General features: G+C 62.7%; 16 protein-coding genes. 4 read left to right on the top strand and 12 right to left on the bottom strand.

Annotated features, from left to right (window positions below; translation table 11 throughout):
* Positions 1-84 precede the first annotated feature (84 nt).
* Positions 85-519, bottom strand: coding sequence for an MmcB family DNA repair protein (locus C7451_RS05360; RefSeq protein WP_425266459.1), 435 nt, complete (start codon positions 517-519; stop codon positions 85-87).
* A gap of 158 nt (positions 520-677) precedes the next feature.
* Complete coding sequence (locus tag C7451_RS05355; RefSeq protein WP_110297919.1) at positions 678-1,043, bottom strand: hypothetical protein; 366 nt, start codon at positions 1,041-1,043, stop codon at positions 678-680.
* Positions 1,044-1,301: 258 nt separating this feature from the next.
* Here C7451_RS05355 and C7451_RS05350 point away from each other — a divergent pair, with 258 nt between their 5' ends.
* Positions 1,302-2,138, top strand: a complete 837-nt coding sequence (locus C7451_RS05350) for a TorF family putative porin (protein WP_110297918.1) — start codon at positions 1,302-1,304, stop codon at positions 2,136-2,138.
* Positions 2,139-2,370: 232 nt separating this feature from the next.
* Here the strand turns inward: C7451_RS05350 and C7451_RS05345 are convergent, their stop codons facing one another.
* Positions 2,371-3,408, bottom strand: a complete 1,038-nt coding sequence (locus tag C7451_RS05345; protein ID WP_146215287.1) for a DUF6733 family protein — start codon at positions 3,406-3,408, stop codon at positions 2,371-2,373.
* A 209-nt stretch (positions 3,409-3,617) separates the two neighbouring features.
* On the opposite strand from C7451_RS05345, the gene C7451_RS05340 reads away from it, so the two are divergent.
* Positions 3,618-4,358: a 7-carboxy-7-deazaguanine synthase QueE gene (locus C7451_RS05340; protein WP_110297916.1), complete on the top strand. Its 741-nt coding sequence runs from the start codon at positions 3,618-3,620 to the stop codon at positions 4,356-4,358.
* A gap of 20 nt (positions 4,359-4,378) precedes the next feature.
* On the opposite strand, the gene C7451_RS05335 is transcribed toward C7451_RS05340, so the two are convergent.
* The 6 genes from C7451_RS05335 to C7451_RS05310 form a co-directional block, all read right to left on the bottom strand.
* Positions 4,379-6,049 (bottom strand): ATP-binding protein, encoded by a 1,671-nt coding sequence (locus C7451_RS05335; protein ID WP_110297915.1) that lies wholly within the window; start codon positions 6,047-6,049, stop codon positions 4,379-4,381.
* A gap of 130 nt (positions 6,050-6,179) precedes the next feature.
* Positions 6,180-6,941, bottom strand: a complete 762-nt coding sequence (locus C7451_RS05330; protein WP_110297914.1) for a TIGR02186 family protein — start codon at positions 6,939-6,941, stop codon at positions 6,180-6,182.
* Positions 6,938-7,855, bottom strand: a complete 918-nt coding sequence (locus tag C7451_RS05325) for a sulfite exporter TauE/SafE family protein (protein ID WP_110297913.1) — start codon at positions 7,853-7,855, stop codon at positions 6,938-6,940. The genes C7451_RS05330 and C7451_RS05325 overlap by 4 nt, the downstream gene beginning before the upstream one ends.
* Before the next feature lie 70 nt (positions 7,856-7,925).
* Positions 7,926-9,041 carry a hypothetical protein gene (locus C7451_RS05320; RefSeq protein ID WP_110297912.1) on the bottom strand — a complete coding sequence of 372 codons (1,116 nt, stop codon included), beginning with the start codon at positions 9,039-9,041 and terminating at the stop codon, positions 7,926-7,928.
* Entirely contained in the window at positions 9,034-10,497 is a 1,464-nt protein-coding gene (locus C7451_RS05315; RefSeq protein WP_425266458.1) for a glycosyl transferase family protein, read from the bottom strand. The genes C7451_RS05320 and C7451_RS05315 overlap by 8 nt, the downstream gene beginning before the upstream one ends.
* Before the next feature lie 21 nt (positions 10,498-10,518).
* The gene (locus tag C7451_RS05310) at positions 10,519-12,078 is read right to left on the bottom strand and encodes a DUF389 domain-containing protein (RefSeq protein ID WP_110297911.1); all 1,560 of its coding nucleotides are present in this window, start codon (positions 12,076-12,078) and stop codon (positions 10,519-10,521) included.
* Positions 12,079-12,287: 209 nt separating this feature from the next.
* On the opposite strand from C7451_RS05310, the gene nhaA reads away from it, so the two are divergent.
* Both nhaA and C7451_RS05300 read left to right on the top strand, forming a co-directional pair.
* Positions 12,288-13,592, top strand: a complete 1,305-nt coding sequence (gene nhaA / locus C7451_RS05305; RefSeq protein ID WP_110297910.1) for a Na+/H+ antiporter NhaA — start codon at positions 12,288-12,290, stop codon at positions 13,590-13,592.
* A complete protein-coding gene (locus C7451_RS05300) occupies positions 13,589-14,902 on the top strand; it encodes a hypothetical protein (RefSeq protein WP_208625146.1) in 1,314 nt (437 codons plus the stop codon). Before nhaA ends, C7451_RS05300 begins: the two co-directional genes overlap by 4 nt.
* A 29-nt stretch (positions 14,903-14,931) precedes the next feature.
* Here the strand turns inward: C7451_RS05300 and C7451_RS05295 are convergent, their stop codons facing one another.
* The 3 genes from C7451_RS05295 to C7451_RS19910 form a co-directional block, all read right to left on the bottom strand.
* The gene (locus C7451_RS05295; RefSeq protein ID WP_110297909.1) at positions 14,932-15,354 is read right to left on the bottom strand and encodes a VOC family protein; all 423 of its coding nucleotides are present in this window, start codon (positions 15,352-15,354) and stop codon (positions 14,932-14,934) included.
* Positions 15,355-15,367: 13 nt separating this feature from the next.
* Positions 15,368-15,931, bottom strand: coding sequence for an invasion associated locus B family protein (locus C7451_RS05290; protein WP_167398426.1), 564 nt, complete (start codon positions 15,929-15,931; stop codon positions 15,368-15,370).
* 14 nt (positions 15,932-15,945) lie between these two features.
* Positions 15,946-17,407 (bottom strand): MBG domain-containing protein (locus C7451_RS19910; protein WP_279629489.1); only part of this gene is annotated, 1,462 nt, incomplete at its 5' end.

Here is a 17,407-nt window from a genome sequence, read left to right as displayed (position 1 = left end):
GGAAGCTTCCGACTCGCGTTATCTCGATGTTCTTGTTTTGTACCTATTCAGCGTGACGATGTCAAGCAGAAATAACCAGATTGGTTAGTAGGCTTCGTCAGGGGGCGGCGGATCCTGCAGCAGGTTGAGACGGCGCAGTGCCAGGGCAGCCAGGCGCTGCGTCTCGCTCTTCCGCCGGGCCGCCGCCAACGGGCGGGTCGCCGCAGGGCGAACAATCTCGGCATCATAGGCATCGGCGATGATCAGACCGGTTGCATCGGGAAGAAAGGCCTCGCCGGAAACCAGCCCCGCATCGAGCGATGGACACAGTCCCCAATAGAAACGGTCGCAATGGTCCAGATATTCGCCCCATTTTGCATCGCCCAGCAGATCGGCGCGCGCCACCTTGATCTCCACGATGATAATCTGTCCGCGCGCATCAATGCCCATCAGATCGGCGCGCCTGCCATTGGGCAGAGCCACTTCGGGCGCAACCCAGATCTGATTGCGCCGGAACAGCCGCCCAATTCCGCGCGCCACCGCGGCTGCACCCCCCGGAGGGACTGTTGGCGACGAGTCGGACACGGGCAACCGATCCGAGATATGCAGCGCTGGCCGCGCCTGGGGCAGAACATCATCCATGCCCCGGGGCTAATACAAAACAGGAACAAATGAAAGTCCCGACCGCTATGGGTCGGTCAGCGCTCCACGATCGGCAAGGAGAGCGCCGCAGCGAAGGCCTCGGCCGATTCACGCATCAGCATGACGGCTGCCGCATGAGCCCAATGACCGCGCTTGCGTGCGCTTTGCAGGGCAGTGTAACCTGCCTGCAGCACTGCCGAAACGGCATCCATTTCCATGGCCATCCGTTTGATTGTTGCCAGGTCGAGTTCTGCCAGGGCTGCGCGAGTGGCGAGCGTGGGCGCAACATTGTGTCCGCCTGTACCGACCTGGTGATTCAACACGGCCAGAACGGTGTCGATCGCGTCGATTCGCGCAAGCAGCGAATCGATTGCCGCTTGCGATCGCGAGTCGGACTGAATCGGGGCGAGCGGCGAGAACATCGCGTATTACCGTGCCGCAGCCCGGTTAACATTGCGATAAAGGTCCGCAGCGGCCACAATTCGTGGCGCGAAAGACACAATGTTTCTTCATATCTTCTATAGTTGGAATATTTTTCTTGTGCATTGCAGCACGACAGGGCAGCATTGCTGTCGCTGATTGCGAGCACCCCATATCTGGCGCCAAGGGACGCCAGCAAGAACAGAGGGTAGCCGCTGCAGCGCAGGCGGGACGAAACGCATCCAGTTGAAAGGAAAAACATGCGTACGTCCAAATTCCACCGGGGCCTTGCAGGCCTCGTCCTCCTCGCGTCGTCGGCCATTGCCACCCCTGCCTTTGCGCAGGAAGAGGAGTCCAAGCCAGTCACCATCACCGGATCGGTCGGCCTGGTGTCCGACTATCGCTTCCGCGGCGTTTCTCAGTCGGATGAAGGTGTGGCAGTCCAGGGCGGCTTCACCATAAACCACGAATCCGGCTTCTATGCCGGCACCTGGGCATCGAACTTGGCAGGCTGGGGCACGTTCGGCGGCCCCAATCTCGAGCTCGACATCTTTGCCGGCTACACAAAAACCTTTGACTCGACGACCATCGATGTCGGCGTCACCTGGTACATGTATCCCAATGGTGCTGACGAGACCGATTTCTTCGAAGGCTATGCCAAGCTCAGGGGCACTGCGGGTCCCGCCACGCTGACCGCAGCCGTCTATTATGCGCCCAAGCAGAACGCGCTCAGCAATGTGTCGAACACCCCATTCAGTCGCGGCCAGAACGAGGACAACCTGTACCTCGCGGGCGATGCGAGCTTCGCCATTCCTGACACGCCGGTAAGCATCAACGCCCATATCGGCTATTCGGAGGGCAATCCCGGTCTCGGCCCCAACGGCACCAGCGTCACGCCTACCGGCGAATACTGGGATTACTCGATCGGCGCATCGGTCAACGTCTATGGCCCGCTGACACTGGGCGTTGCCTATGTCGATACGGACATCACTCCAGCCGAATCGGCCTATCTGCAGCCGAATTTCAGCCGGGTCCGCGGTGGCGGCGGCCAGATTGCCGATGGCACGGTGGTGGTGAGCCTCACGGCTGCGTTCTGACAGGAGGGATGGTCCCTGACGCAAGCCGTCATGGCCTGAGAAGCGCCAGAGCATTTTTCGAAGCGTTGATCGTCTCCGGCCAACGCTTCGAAAAAGGCGGCAACACTCAGGCTGGAGTGTCTTCGTTCATGGTGAAGACACTCCAGCCTTGCACGGGGACCATCATCCAGAACCACGATCCACCGACCATCGCCGCCCTTCGAAGGGTGCGGCAGTGCACCGCCATCTCGGCTCAGAAAGACATGCCCACCGACATCTTGTAGAAGTCGCCGGCATTGTCGTCATCCAGATCGGTGCCGCCGGTAAACCTCGCAAAAAAGCCCTTGGCCAGCGAGATCTGAACATAACCGCCAAGCCATTCGTAGGTCGTGTTCGCACGACCGCCGGGATAGGTGTTGCGCGCATTGTACAGCAGTTCGTAATGCGGGCCAAAGGATACCGTGCTGCTGACCTTGTATCCGGCATTGATCCACGTATGCAGGAAGTCGAGCGCGGCATTTCCATCGCGTTGACGCAGGGCAGCATAATAGCCGCCATAATATTCGGCTTCGAACTTGTCGTCGCTATAGTTGATGGTCAGGCTGGGAACGATACCATCCAGAAACCGCGAGCCGGCCGTGTTCCCGCCGACAATCGAGCCCCCCGAGAGCAGTGAACCGTTGGTGATGCCGATCTGTGGCTTGACCTTGAGCCGACCGTCGGCGAGGTTGAAATTCACGCCGACACCGAATTCGGTCCAAAGATCATCCCCGGTATTGCCCTGGCCCAGACCGAATGCCGGCTTCGTCCAGAAGATTCCGTAAAAGCTGAAATCCATCTTCTCGTCGACGGGGATCAGTCCGTTGAACGACGGATAGAAGCCGAAAAAGCTGTCCTGGTTCAGGCTGACGGTATAGCTCGGCTCACGCGAGGAACCTCCGCTGCCGGACATGCCACTGTCCTGCGCTGCGAAACTGCCAGCCTCTGCCGAAGTCAGGGCGATAACGCCATCGGACGTTTCGGCCGTGGCCGCAGCGCCGAAACTGTAGGATCCGGCTGTGGGAAGTACCATCGCCGGGCTGGAATGGTTTGCCAGCACCGATGCTGCCAGTATATGGCTCGCCTCGGGCGCAGGGTCACGAGAGATTTGCTGGGGAGACGTGCTGGCAGCGACCGGGACTGCGGCAGCCTCAACCGCGAGAGCCGAGCCCATGTCTTCTGCATAGGCCGCAGCAGAACCCAGCGACATAAATGACACTGAAAGAATGAATGCGACAATATTCTTTTTCATAAGGAACGCTCCATCATCGGGTTCGCGTTCCACCTGCAAGCCGCACCACTCCTCTGTCGGGAGATTCGTCACGGCTGCACATGAATTAATATCAGCAATTCACACATCAATGAAATTTTGTTTTTGAGATTAACTTTGCAATGTTGCGTTGCAGCAATACAACAATTTGGAAATACTCAATATATTACAATATTCAGGTAACGGAAGATATGCAGAGACTTAGACTCGCTACTATTGTTGCCGAAGAGCCGGAAATCTTCCATTCGCTGCAGGGGGAAGGAATCTCGCTGGGCAGGCCTTCGGTGTTCGTTCGCTTGTCGGGCTGCAACCTGGCCTGTCACTGGTGCGACACGCCCTATACCTGGTTTTTCGACGGCCATCCCGGTGCGCACCGCGGCGACCGGCAATATGAGAGACGCTCCAACAGCGTGACGCTGGACGTGGGCGACATCGCCGCGCGAATCCGGGCATTCGATTGCCACCACATAGTCTTTACCGGTGGCGAACCGCTGCTGCAGCAGCCCGCTCTGGCTGGGCTTTGCGCGCTGCTGGGGCCTGACTATCATATCGAGATCGAGAGCAACGGTACCGTGGCGCTGACGCCGGGCTTTGCCTCCCATGTCGATCAACTCAACCTGTCACCCAAGCTTGGTCATTCGGGCAATACCGATACCGCGCGCCTCAACCGGGACGCGCTGGCGATCCATGCCCGCGATCCGCGCGCCTGGTTCAAGTTCGTGATCGCCGATCCAGACGATGCCGAGGAAGTGGCAGCGCTGGCAGAACGCTTCGCCATTGCTGCCGAGCGCATCATTCTGATGCCGGAAGGAACGACACCGGCCGACTTGCGCGCGCGCAGCGCGTGGCTCGCACCATTATGCCTGGATCGCGGCTGGCGCTTTACAGACCGGCTGCATATCCACCTTTACGGCGATACGCGCGGTACCTGACGGCGTGATACGACGCGTGCTCAGCGATTGCCGTTCAGATTGTCCTTGTTGCGCCACCGCGCAATGACCCGGGCGATCATCTCGCTTTCGCCACCATTTTCGCGCCACAGGGCACTGAAAGCCGGGTCGTCCGAAGCCGGGCGGCGCGATTCCGCAAGATCGTCGAACGACACGCGAATGGGGATGGAGACGCCCTCACCACAGATGATGCACTCGCGGTTGCGCAGTGCCGGGATGGAATCGAGAAAACCGCGTGCGCCTTCGGGCATAGCGGAACGGACATGCGCCTGATCGCGATCATTGTTGAGGCGCATCGCGATGATGGTGCCGCATTGCGACAGCACGCCTTCCGAAAGGTCTGACGGACGCTGCGTGATCAGACCCAGCGAGACGCCGTATTTGCGGCCTTCCTTGGCAATGCGGCTCAGAACCTCGCGCACTGCACTATGCTCGTTCACGCGGTCCGAGGGGATGTAGCGATGCGCTTCCTCGCACACCAGCAGCACCGGGCGGACCTTCTCCTTGCGGCTCCAGATCGCGAAATCGAAGATCATGCGGCTGAGGACGGCGACCACCGTTGCGGTGATGTCCGACGGTACGCCCGACACATCGATGATCGAGATCGGCTTGCCCTCGGCAGGCATGCGGAACACCTTGGCGATGAAGTCCAGCATGGTGTCGCCCACGAGCATGCCGGAGAACATGAAGCTGTAGCGGGGATCGGCCTTGATCTCCTCGATCTTCCCCTTGATTCGCAGGAACGGCGCGCTTGATGTCGCCTTGTCCAGCCGGCCCATCTCGTTCTGGATGTTCGCGATCAGATCCGACAGCATATAGGGGATCGGCGTGTCGACGGTGACACGGGCGTTGCCCAGCGCCAGCTTGCTCTTCAACCGTGCGGCCAGGAGGCACTTGGCCAGAATTTCCGCGTCCGTCTGGCGGTCTGCACCGTGCGACGTGAGGAATACCTCGCAATGCTCCTCGAAGTTCATCAGCCAATAGGGCATCGCGAGATTGCCGACGTCGAAGAGCTGGCCATTCTGGGCAAAGGCCTTGGAATATTCGCCGTGCGGATCGACCATCACGATATGCCCGTCAGGCATCATGTCGCAGATCCGGTGAAGGATCAGCGCAGCTGCGGTGGATTTGCCGGTACCGGTCGATCCCAGCAGCGCGAAATGCTTGCCCAGCAGCGCATCGACATAGAGCGCCCCGCGGGTATCGCTGGTGGGATAGACCGTCCCGACCTCGATATGCGGACGCGAATCGGCCGCATAGACCTGTTTCAGGTCGGCACTGGTCATCGCGAAGAGCGGCGTCCCCGGCACCGGATAGCGGGTGACGCCTCGGCGGAAATTGAAAATACGGCCAGTCAGCCGCTCCTCTTCACCCTCACCCAGAAAGTCGATCTGGCAAACGATCAGCCCGGCCTCGCGCTGGTGCATCCGCTGAGTACGGACGTTGGCGACAAGCCAGCGACTGCCCATCCGAATCTTGACCTGGCTACCGACCTGCCCAGCCATGGAGATGCTGGGGTCACTATGATCCACCAGTGCCTGAAGACGGCTGGCATCAAGCAGGACCTGCGAACTGGCCCCGGCAATCTCGACCACCTCGCCGATCCGCAGATGCTCTGCAGGGCGCTGCACGATACGCGGAACTTCCGGCTGATCTGAAGAAGCGGCGGGCATGCGCCCCTGGAAACTGCGAGGGTTGAGATCGACCACGGGCTGTCTTTCCGCCTATTGCTTTGCCAACAAGCCCGCAGTGTTAATCCGATCGGGTAAATTTTCCCTCTATGACAGCAAATTGCGGTGGCAATCAGATCTTGCGGAAAACGACGCCGCCCAGCCAGCCCAGTGCCAGTGATACAAGAACTGCGCACACGCCATAAGTGAAGGGACGGTATTCGGCGACATTCGCGATCAGCAGTTCGAACCCGAACTTGCGCACTTCGATCTCTCGGACGGCTGCGGCGAGAACCTGACCATCGCGGACCAGAAAGGTTTCGGCCGTGTAGGTTCCGGTGGGTACGCTGGCCGGAATTGAAAGGCGTGCCTGATAGAGAACGCCTTCCAGAATCTCGACGCTGCCTTCCTGCTGCTTGTACAGGCCTTCGCGGCGGTTGAGATCGACCAGTCCGGCCAGGAATCGACGCTGCTCCTCGGGATCGATCGTCCCGGCCGGCGAAAGCTGCAGATTGTCGAGGCCGAACTCGTAGATGGCTGCCGTGCGCTTATCCACGATCTTCTCGATCGGGCGCGAGGAGGCGACCGCGTAATAGCCAGGTGCGGAACGGAACTCGCTGCTGGCGGCATTGATCCAGATGCCCGCAATCTTCTGCTTTTCGCGCAGCACGATGGATTGCGGTGGCCCTTTGAGAATAACGACAATATCGCTGTCGCGCGCGGGCGGGGTTCCCCCGGGATAGACGATGGCGCCGAACAGCAACAGTTCTGCGCCCGTGAACCCGTACTGTATCTGGATATCACGCTGGGAAACCTCGGGCACCAGCACCGGCTCGCTCGCCCCGGTCAACAGCACGGCCGCAAGGCAGAGCGCTATCCGCCACGCAGCCTTCATTTGAGCAGCTCGACCGTGTAGATTTCGGCTGGACGGAAGCCCAGCCCGATGGCCAGCCGCGCCGCGACCAGCAGAACCAGGGTCGCCAGCAACAGGCGCAGATATTCCGGCGGCAGCTTCTGGGCAAATCGCGCACCAAGCTGAGCCCCGGTGACGCTGCCAATCAGCAGCAGGACCGCCAGCACGATGTCGACCGCCTTGGTCGTGAGGCTGTGCACCATCGTCGAGACCAGCGTCACGAACAGGATCTGGAACAGCGAGGTGCCCACCACGACCTGCGCGCCCATGCCCAGCAGATAGAGCATGGCAGGCACCATCACGAAGCCGCCCCCCACACCCAGCAGGATGGTGAGGATGCCGGTGACAAAGCCGAGGATCAGCGGTGCGAGAGGCGAAATGTAAAGACCCGAACGATAGAAGCGCCAGCGCAGCGGCAGGTTGGCAACCAGCGGGTGATGGCGGCGTTTCTTGGCGGGGAGCTTTTCTCCCCGGCGCAGCGCACGGACACTCGCCAGGCTTTCCTTTGCCATGAGCCCGCCGATCGAACCCAGCAGCAGAACATAGACGATGTTGATCACCGTATCGATCTGGCCAAGCTGTTGCAGCACCCGGAAGAGCGCAGCGCCCGCCAATGTCCCGAAGATCCCGCCGACGACGAGCACCCCGCCCATCTGATAGTCCACCCCCTTGCGGCGGCTGTGCGCGATGACGCCCGACACGCTGGAGCCGGTCACCTGGGTCGAGGCGGAGGCTGCGGCAACTGTCGGCGGAATGCCGTAGAAGATCAGCAAGGGCGTGGTCAGAAATCCGCCGCCCACGCCGAACATGCCCGACAGGATGCCGACAAGACCGCCCAGCCCGATGATGACGAGCGCGTTGACCGAAAGATTCGCAATGGGAAGATAGACATCCATGAGCCTGCAAACGCTAGCGGCTTTGACCGATCAGCAGAAGGGGCTAGCAATGATTTGGTCGGCTTTTCCTTCAAAAACCCGCGGACAAGGTCAGCGCCGCACCCGATGCCGGGCGCGCATCGCCATCGATCCGTTGCCGCCAGTCGAGCGCAAGGGTGAGCGCGCCTCGGTCTACCGGAAAAGTGAGGGCAGCGCGCGGACCGATATCGACGCGATGCACCCAGGGCTTGCCACCCTGCCCATCGGGATTCTGCTGGCCGCCGGCCCAGAGGCCGCCGCCGAGCGCGAATGCTGTCGTCTTGCGGCGATGGACGGGCTGCATTGCGGTCGCCTGGAGATCGAAGAAAGCCTGTCGCCGTCCGATCCCGACCATTCCGGCCTGGCCATAAGCCTCGATCCGGGTGCCGGTCCGCTCCACGACACTGCCGGCGCCGCCTACCGCCAGCAGTGCCAGCCGATCCCGCTGTCCTTCGACAAGCGCAAACCGTCGTTCGACGGCAAGGTCGATCGGCAGCCCGGCAATCGGCCTTGCCGACAGGCCCAGCGCCAGGGTGCGGTCATCGCTGCGGGCCAGCGCCGACGTGGCTCGCGCATAGAGCGCGGGCCGGTTCCGCGTATCGGCGAGCGTCCATTGCACCACCAGCCCGGCCTGGCTGCCACCATATTGCCCTCCGGGAGCCAGGCTGGCGCTGGCATCGCCCTGCCGCACCAGCGTCCAGCCATAGACCGACCACCGGCCACCCCCCTCACGCATGCCCTGGCCCGGCGGCGGCAGGAAGATGGCCTCCTGCGGTGCGCGGGGCAGTTGCGCGACCGCAGCTTGCACGGCGCGCCCTTCCTTCCATTCCACCGATCGATCGGCGTCCGGCGTCGTCCTGCCAGTCCATGCGCCTGATGACGGCGCTGGCGCCAAAGCGGAAGGCGCTGGCCGTCCGGCCGGGCCGAACGTGCGCGCCCGCAATCGCGGCTGATCCATATCCAGCACCCTATGGCCCTGCCCGGACGTCTCGCCGAACGCTCTGGCGACGACTGGATCGGACCGGGGCATGACGATCGCCAGGCTCCCGTCGGGCCAGTGGTGGATCACGCGAGCGAAGGTCCAGACGATGATCACGGTGCACAGAAAGACCAGCGGCTGACCATGCCATCGCGCCTTGGCGACAGGCGGTGAAGCAAGTTCAGCCATGCCCTTCGTCCCGGGCGGGACCAGGGGCAGGAATTGCGCCCTGTTGCAGATGGGATGCTGATGGAATGCGATGGCGCGTCTTGTCCCACGCCAGGCGCGCCCCCCTCAGGCTGGCAGTATAGGCGACGAGCGCCCGGCGCGCGGCCATCACCGCGATGATATTGCTCACGAACGCACGCGGCAGCGACCAGAGCGCCTCCGTCCAGCCGTGGTTCCATCCGGTGCATGCGGCGCGGACCAGCAGTCGCCAGACCAGGGTACAACCCGTTGCCACCAGCAGCACATGCGCAGCCGGATCGAGCGGCGCTGGCCGATAGATATCGAGCCAGCTCCCCATCGCCACCAGCACCCAGAGCGCCAACCCCAGATAGCCTGCCACCAGAACCAGCGCGGCCAGCGCTGCCCTGCGATCTCGGGCGCGCATCCAGATGTCGGCCATCGATCCGCCCCAGCCAGTCCTGTCCCAGCCGGATAGCGCGATCCCGATCATCCACCGGGTCTTTTGCCGGACTGCGGCCGACAGCTCGCCGGGAAAGAAGGCTCGGGTAGCCACCAGATCGCCGCCGGCATCGCGTTCGCGCACGAACACGCCACGCCCGCCGCGTTCGTGGATGCGGATTCCCAGCTCATAGTCCTCGGTCAGACTGTCGGTGGCAAAGGGCGCATCCTCGCCCGATGCCCTACCCAGCGCCAGCAGCACGTCATGGCGGAAAGCACATCCCACCCCGGCACACGGCATCGCCACACCCAGGCGACTGCGCACCGGCATCTTGCGCAAATGCGCCTCGGCAAACTCATCCGCATAATGACCGCCAATCAGACGCGAGGCAGGATCGATCAGCGGCCATACCGGGATCTGGACGAAATCGTGATCGGCAAGCCAGTGCTGGTAAAGCTCGAACTCGGCAGGATGCACGACATCCTCGGCATCATGCAGCACCACCGCATCAAAGGCCCAGCCCTGCTGCACCTCGTCGGCCCGCATTGCCCGCCACAGATGGTTGAGGCAATCCGCCTTCGAGCTGGGTCCGGCGGCTTCCAGGGTCATCAGGCGCAGGCGCCTGTCGCCCCTCGCACCGCCAAGCGCCGCCGCATGCGTGGCAGGATCATTGGCATAGGCGCCGACATAAAGCCGGAAATTGTCGCCGGACCAGCGCGCCAGGCTATGTGCCACCATGTCGCCGATGACATCGGCCTCATCCCACGCCGGAACAAAGACCGCAAAGCGCATGGACTTGGCAGTCATGCCCGAATTCAGCCGCCGGACCCGCCGCGCAGGACGCAAGTGATTGATCAACCAGACAAAATCGAGCGAAAAATCGTCTATGGCACCGATCAGGAACCAGATCCCGGCGAACAGCAACAGCTCACTCGCCAACAGGTCAGCGCTGGAAAAGAACGCTGAGAGCAGCGCTTCAGCAATTCCAGCTTCTGCGACTGCATCCTGTGCGCCCAAATGCTCGCCCCCCGGCGATCATCATCGCACTTCGGTTTGTAACGCCCATGTCAGGCGAATATCGTCACCGACGTTCGATGATTCGTTGCTTTCGATATCAATGCCTGCTTCTTTGAACCTAGTCAAAACAATTTGCGAAACACTTGCACGTCCAGAAACGATCACCGGAATCCCGGTCCGCCGCGCTGCCCATATTGCCAGCGCCAGATTATCGGCGCCATCGTCGGTCAGTTCATCTCCATCCATGCCAATAACAGGCAAAGGCAGGGGCGGGGGAACCAGCTGCATTTTCCATTGCGGTTCGGCTGCAGCCAGGCGTTGTTCGAGGGCACGATATGTGGCCAGCGTCGCTCCCGGCAATGATGCGGCGCGAACCTGCGCCAGCCGCTTGTCGCGATCGATCAGCACCGCCTCTGGCGCGACCCCAGCCAGAATGGCGAGTTCGCGCCCGACAAGAGCGGCGGTTGCACGCTCCTTGCGGGTCTGTTCGCGCGCCGAGGCCGAAGCAATCTGAGCGGCCTCCGCGTCTCCGGCGGCTGTACCGACACGGAACTGGTCGAGGCTGAGCTTGACCGGGCGGCCCAGCGCCCTGGCCAGCAATGTCTCGCCCTGTGCTGCCGCCTTGGCACGATATTCCGGCGTCAGAACCGTCGCGCGAACCGCCAGCGGCTCTCCGGAAAAATCGATCTCAAGCTGATCGATCTTGGCCTGGCGCGGGAATTGTTCGGCCAGGACATCGCGCGCCTGACGCTGCGCGCGCGCTTCCCATGCGATCTGGCTGAGCGAATAGCCCAGCGGTATCGCAAGCCCCAGCAACACCGCGATGATCACGGCCGCCTGCATGCCGCTCTGCCGGCTCGTCAGCTTGGGACCGAAGCCGTAGAGCCTGGCCATGATCGCAGCGGCAATCGCAATCGTCATCAGGTTGGTGACAAACAGCAGCAGCGACCCAAAGAAGACGGTCCCGTTGAGCGTCGCAAGACCGAAGCCGACCGTGGCCAGCGGCGGCATCAGCGCGGTGGCGATCGCAACACCGACAATCGTGCCCTCGCGGCCCCGGATCATGGCATAGGCCCCGGCCAGCGCCGAGAAGAGCGCAACCAGCAGGTCGAACAGATTGGGCCGCGTTCGCGCGGCAATCTCGGGTGTTATGTCCTTGATCGGCGAAAAGAACACGACAAGTGCGGAGAACAGGATGGCAAGGAGCACCCCGCCCGCAAGTGTCATGGCCGTACGACGAATCTCGTTGCCATCGACCAGCGCCATGCCGAAGCCCAGACCGATGATCGGCCCCATCAACGGCGATATCAGCATCGCACCGATGACCACTGCCGGGGAAGAGAGCAGCAGCCCCAATACGGCAATACCGGCCGACATGAGGATCATGAACGCATAGCGTGGCGTCAGGCTGGCCTCGTCATCGACCTTGGCGATGACCGCGCGATGCTCGATTGACGGAATGACGCTAGCCCGCCACCACCCGCCCAGGGGCCCGGCCACGCGGGCGGCAAAGCGCCCCAGGCTCGTGCCGTTGCCGGGAACCGCCTGCGCTGCGGCATCACTGCTTGTGGATTGAGACATGGAGCTTCACCCTTGCATTACCCGTCCGGGACTGGACCCGCCCGATCTTTGCCGATAGACGTTTGATCATTACCGTGCCAGCCGTCAGCAGCGCTTTTGCTGCTCGTGCGTTGGCGCATCACCGACTGACCTGCCCCGAAACGCGGGGAATTCGCCCTTGCAGGGCCGATCCGGTCAGGCACGTTCGGGCAGCACAAACGGGAGCAGACATGGGCGCACAGGGGCATGCAGGCGACGGGCATCGATCCGCCCTGCGCGAATTTCTCAACAGCGAGGCGGCGGGCGGGATCATCCTCATCCTGTCGGCCGCGATCGCCATGGTGATCGCAAACAGCCCGCTCTACGACCTGTATCATCATGTCCTGCATGACATCCAGGGCCCGGTGCTTACGGCAAAGCTTGGACCGATGACGCCACATCTGTGGATCAACGACGGCCTGATGGTCATCTTCTTCCTGTATGTGGGGCTGGAGATCAAGCGCGAGCTGGTCGACGGGCGCCTCTCGACCTGGGACAAGCGCCGCTTGCCGGTCATCGCCGCGATCGCGGGCATGGCTGCGCCTGCGATCATCTATCTCATCGAAACCGGGGGTGATCCTGCCGTCCTGAACGGCTGGGCCATTCCGGCAGCCACCGACATCGCCTTTGCGATGGGCGTGCTGGCCCTGCTCGGCAAGCGCGCGCCGACCTCGCTCAAGCTCTTTCTGGTCACCGTGGCGATCGTTGACGATATGGGCGCGGTGGCAATCATCGCCCTGTTCTACACGGAAGGTCTCGCACCCTTGTGGCTGGGCGCCGCAGCCGGGGTCATGGCGGTCATGTACGGCCTCAACCGGGCCAGGGTGATGAACCTGATCCCCTATCTGATCCTCACCGTCATACTGTGGTACGCGATCCTGCAATCGGGCGTACACGCGACGATTGCGGGCGTGCTCGCCGCGTTCATGATTCCGATCATCAAGACGCCGGGAACGCCCGACGCCCATGACAGCCCGCTGCATCGGCTGGAACATGCCATTGCCCCGTGGAGCAGTTTCCTCATCATTCCGCTGTTCGGTTTTGCCAATGCGGGCGTCTCGCTCGAAGGCGTAGGGCTGAGCGAGGCCTTCGCACCCGTGCCGCTCGGCATTGCCAGCGGCCTTTTCCTGGGCAAGCAGATCGGCATTTTCGGCAGTGTCTGGCTGGCAGTGAAGCTGGGCATTGCCAGCAAGCTGCGCGGGGCGACCTGGCTCCAGATTTACGCGGTCGCGGCGCTGTGCGGCATCGGCTTCACCATGAGCCTGTTCATCGGCGCACTCGCTTTTCCGGGCAACGCATTGCTGATCGACGAAGCCAAGATCGGGGTCATCATGGGGTCGGTCGTATCTGCGCTGCTGGGCTATACAATCCTGCGCGTCTGTCCGCTTCACCCCTTGCACATCAAGGAGGAACTCGAGCAGGAAGAAGAGGTGCGCACCGACGGCGATGTCGAAAGCTTGGAGTGCGATGACGATGAGGAAGCGGTGCGCGCATGAAGATGATCACCCGATGGGGTCTGCTGGCGCTGGTCCTCGCCTGCGCCGCCTGCGTGCAGAAGCCTGCGCCTGGCAGCAGCAGGACCGCCGATCCGCTGAATGACATCGCGCGCCAGTATGTGATGCTGTCGCTGGAAATCGGCACGCACGAGAATGGCTATATCGATGCCTATTATGGTCCGGCGGATTGGAAGAAGCAGGCCGAGGCCGATCCCCGCGACCTTGCAGCGCTCGCCCTGGCGGTCGACACGCTCGACGCGCAGCTCGCCGCGATCGACGTCTCCGGCCGCGAGATCATGGTCCAGCGCCGCGCAAAGTTCCTGCGCGCCCAACTCAACGCCGCGCGAACGCGCCTCAGGATGCTGCGCGGCGAAAAGCTCTCCTTCCGCCAGGAATCGCTCGGCCTGTTCGGCGCGACGCCCGATATTCAGCCGCTGGCGAGCTATGATCCGGTGCTGGCCGAGATCGAGGCGCTGTTGCCCGGTTCCGGCACGCTGGCCGAGCGCGTCGATGCCTTTCAGGATCGCTTCGTCATCCCCTCCGACCGGCTGAAACCCGTGTTCGACCGTGCGATCGCCGAGTGCCGGGCACGAACCGCCGCGCATATTCCGCTGCCGCAGGGCGAAAGCTTCAGGATGGAGTTCGTCACCGGCAAGCCATGGAGCGGTTACAATTATTATCAGGGCAATCTCGCCAGCCTGATCCAGATCAACACGGATCTGCCGATCCGTATCACCCGTGCGGTCGATCTGGGCTGTCATGAGGGCTATCCCGGCCATCACGCGCTCAACTATCTGCTCGAGCAGCGGCTGATGCGCGCGCGCGGATGGATGGAATACAGCGTCTATCCGCTTTACAGTCCGCAGAGCCTGATTGCCGAGGGCTCGGCCAATTACGGCATCGATCTTGCCTTTCCGGGCGACGAGAAGCTGGCCTTCGAAATGCGCGAGCTCTATCCGCTGGCAGGACTTTCGACCGCCGATGCTGCCCGCCTGGCGCAACTGCAAAAGGCGCTGGCAGGGCTGCGCGGCGCACGCTTTACCATCGCGCAAATGTATCTCGATGGACAGATCGACCGCGCAAAGGCGATTGCGCTGACGCAGAAATACCAGCTGATGAGCGAGGCGCGGGCCAGGCAGTCGATCGGCTTTACCGACACCTATCGCAGCTATGTCATCAACTATGGCCTCGGCCAGGACATGGTACAGGCCCATGTCGAGGCCGCCGGGGCCGATGCCACGGCACGCTGGGCCGCGATGGAGCGTGTGATCAGCGAACCGACGCTGCCGGTGGACCTGACGGTCGACTGAACGGCTCTGCGGCGAGAGCCGGAACAGGTTCAGCTCGCAAACAGCATTGCGTCGTCGGCAAAGGCCTTGAACTCCAGCGCATTGCCCGCCGGGTCGTGGAAGAACATTGTCGCCTGCTCACCGACTTGCCCTGCAAAGCGGATATGCGGCTCGATGACGAAGCGCGTACCCGCCGCCCTCAGCCGATCGGCCAGCGCATCAAAATCGTCCATCGTCAGCACGACCCCGAAATGCGGCACCGGCACATCATGGCCATCGACGGGATTGTGGTGTGTGCGCCGCGCGCTCGCTTCCGGGTCGAGATGCGCAACGATCTGGTGGCCGTAAAGGTCGAAGTCGATCCACTGGTCGGACGATCGCCCCTCGCCACAGCCGAGCAGCTCGCGATAGAAATGGCGCGCAGCGTCCAGATCATCGACCGGAAAGGCGAGATGAAACGGTCGGATGGTCATTGCCCCGGCCTCGTCAGAAGGAGGCAAGCGCCGTTGCGAGACCCGTCGGCACGACGTTGATCACGATGGGCTTGCCTTCAAGGTCGAGAAAGACCAGCTCGAGCTTCTTGGCCTTCTTGAGATGATCGATATCGGTCGCGGCCAGCGGCTTCTCGCCGATGCACCCTTCGGGCAGGCAGCGGCTGAAGATGATCTTGTCGATGGCCTTGGCCTGATCGCCGTCGACCTGCATCAGGGCGCCAGTATCCAGCCGCACGCCCAGCGGCACCTTGACCAGCAACCCGGTCTTGCCCGTTGCCTTCTGGCGGGCAATCGCGACGCGGATCACTTCCTTGCCATTGGCCTCGTCGATCAGCGACTGCACGGCATCGCAGATTTCCTGCTCTCCCGTCCCCTTGCAGCCCGATGCCCAGGGCTTGGCGCCATCGGCGCCCATCTTGGGCGTGATCGCCTGCGGGGCTGTCGGGGTGGCTGCGGACGCTGCAGGCGCTGCGGGCTTTGCCGTCTGCGCCACGAGCGGTGCCGAAACCAGGGCCGCCCCAAGCGCCAGAGCCGCCGAACGGAACACGAAACGCATGCAATTCACTTTCTTCACTGGGCAGGCTGCCATGTCCACAAGGGGGCCGCCGTGCCGTTGCACAGGCTGATATACTCGCAGCCACCGGGCTGTCCATCGCCCTGCGCCGGACTGTTCTGACCGGCCTCAGCCGCCGGGCTGAGCTCGGGCGCCAGCAGCACGGGGAGCGGATTGGACAAGCCCTGCAGCACCTGCAGCGGGGTCGTTTCCTGGGGGGATGCCGGCAGAACGACCGTCCCCTGAGATGGCAGGGTGACGACAGGAGAGATGGTGCCGCTGGGGGGTTGGCTGGGTGTCGTGCCGCCTGCTGGCGGAGCAGCGTCGGTCGCAGGCGGCGGATTGCCGCCGGCAATGGGCAACGTCACCGGAGGCACGGTCACGATGATCGGCGGGCGGACGACATCGGGCGGGGTCGGTGTTCCACCTGTTCCCGGCGGATCCTGCGGCGGCGGCGCAATATTCGGCAGCACGATCAGAACGCCGGGGCGATAGGTGATCCGGTAGTTGCGAGCGCTGCCACGCGAGGCGTTGATGATATACTGGCCAGGCGCTGCATCGCCAGCGCCCGAGGACCGCAGGACCAGCCCGGTCACCACATCGGCCGTGTCGCCATTGCGCAGGCCGGAATAGCTAACGGTCAGCGTCGGCAAGCCGCTGCCCTGGGTCATGGTCTTGTTGTCGGCGGTGATCAACAACTGTGCCTGGCTGATCGTCAGGCGCCCGGGGATATAGCTGAAGTCATAATTGAGCGCGGAGGCGTCCGACGCAGTGATCGCATAGCTGCCGACATCCGAGCCGATGGTGGCCGAAGTGCCGAACGTCAGCCCGCTGATGACGCTTGCATTGTCACCGTTGCGCAGACCCGTGAAAACGGCGCTGAAGGCAGGGTTGGCGAGGCCATATTCGCGGCTGGCATTGTTGACGCGCACCTGCACCATAGCCTTGGTGATGGTCAGCGCACCGGGAACGTAATCGAACCGGTAATTGGCTGCCGAGGCGCCCGAACCGGTGATGACGTAGCTGCCGACATCGCTGCGAACATTGGCCGCGGTGCTGAGCCTGAGACCCGAGACGACGGCATCGTCATCGCCATTGCGGAAGCCCGCGATGCTGGCGGTCAGGGCCGGATTGGGCGCACCATAGGGCCGCGTTCGGCTGTCGACCGTCACCGTCAGCGTTGCCGGGTTGATGACAAGCGTGCCGGGGACATAGTTGAAGTCGTAATTCAATGCGCTGCCGCCCGATGCGGTAATCGCGTAACTGCCAACGCCAGAGGCTTGTGTGGCCGTTGTAGCGAGTATGAGCCCGCTGACCACCGCCTGACTGTCGCCATTGCGCAAGCCAGAAATCGTACTGGAAAGCGCAGGGTTGGCGATGCCATATTCGCGGGTCGCATCATTGGCCGTGACCGTCAGCAGCGCCTTGGTGATCGTCAGCGTTCCGGGAACATAGCTGAAGTCATAATTGGTCGCGCTC

The organism is Blastomonas natatoria (assembly GCF_003201955.1).
Taxonomy (GTDB): domain Bacteria; phylum Pseudomonadota; class Alphaproteobacteria; order Sphingomonadales; family Sphingomonadaceae; genus Blastomonas; species Blastomonas natatoria.
This window is presented reverse-complemented; position numbering and strand designations above follow the sequence as displayed.

Coding starts and splice junctions, on each gene's coding strand:
- C7451_RS05355 (WP_110297919.1), bottom strand. CDS start 1,043: ATGTTCTCGCCGCTCGCCCCGATTCAGTCCGACTCGCGATCGCAAGCG.
- C7451_RS05350 (WP_110297918.1), top strand. CDS start 1,302: ATGCGTACGTCCAAATTCCACCGGGGCCTTGCAGGCCTCGTCCTCCTC.
- C7451_RS05345 (WP_146215287.1), bottom strand. CDS start 3,408: ATGAAAAAGAATATTGTCGCATTCATTCTTTCAGTGTCATTTATGTCG.
- C7451_RS05340 (WP_110297916.1), top strand. CDS start 3,618: ATGCAGAGACTTAGACTCGCTACTATTGTTGCCGAAGAGCCGGAAATC.
- C7451_RS05335 (WP_110297915.1), bottom strand. CDS start 6,049: ATGCCCGCCGCTTCTTCAGATCAGCCGGAAGTTCCGCGTATCGTGCAG.
- C7451_RS05330 (WP_110297914.1), bottom strand. CDS start 6,941: ATGAAGGCTGCGTGGCGGATAGCGCTCTGCCTTGCGGCCGTGCTGTTG.
- C7451_RS05325 (WP_110297913.1), bottom strand. CDS start 7,855: ATGGATGTCTATCTTCCCATTGCGAATCTTTCGGTCAACGCGCTCGTC.
- C7451_RS05320 (WP_110297912.1), bottom strand. CDS start 9,041: ATGGCTGAACTTGCTTCACCGCCTGTCGCCAAGGCGCGATGGCATGGT.
- C7451_RS05310 (WP_110297911.1), bottom strand. CDS start 12,078: ATGTCTCAATCCACAAGCAGTGATGCCGCAGCGCAGGCGGTTCCCGGC.
- nhaA (WP_110297910.1), top strand. CDS start 12,288: ATGGGCGCACAGGGGCATGCAGGCGACGGGCATCGATCCGCCCTGCGC.
- C7451_RS05300 (WP_208625146.1), top strand. CDS start 13,589: ATGAAGATGATCACCCGATGGGGTCTGCTGGCGCTGGTCCTCGCCTGC.
- C7451_RS05295 (WP_110297909.1), bottom strand. CDS start 15,354: ATGACCATCCGACCGTTTCATCTCGCCTTTCCGGTCGATGATCTGGAC.
- C7451_RS05290 (WP_167398426.1), bottom strand. CDS start 15,931: ATGCGTTTCGTGTTCCGTTCGGCGGCTCTGGCGCTTGGGGCGGCCCTG.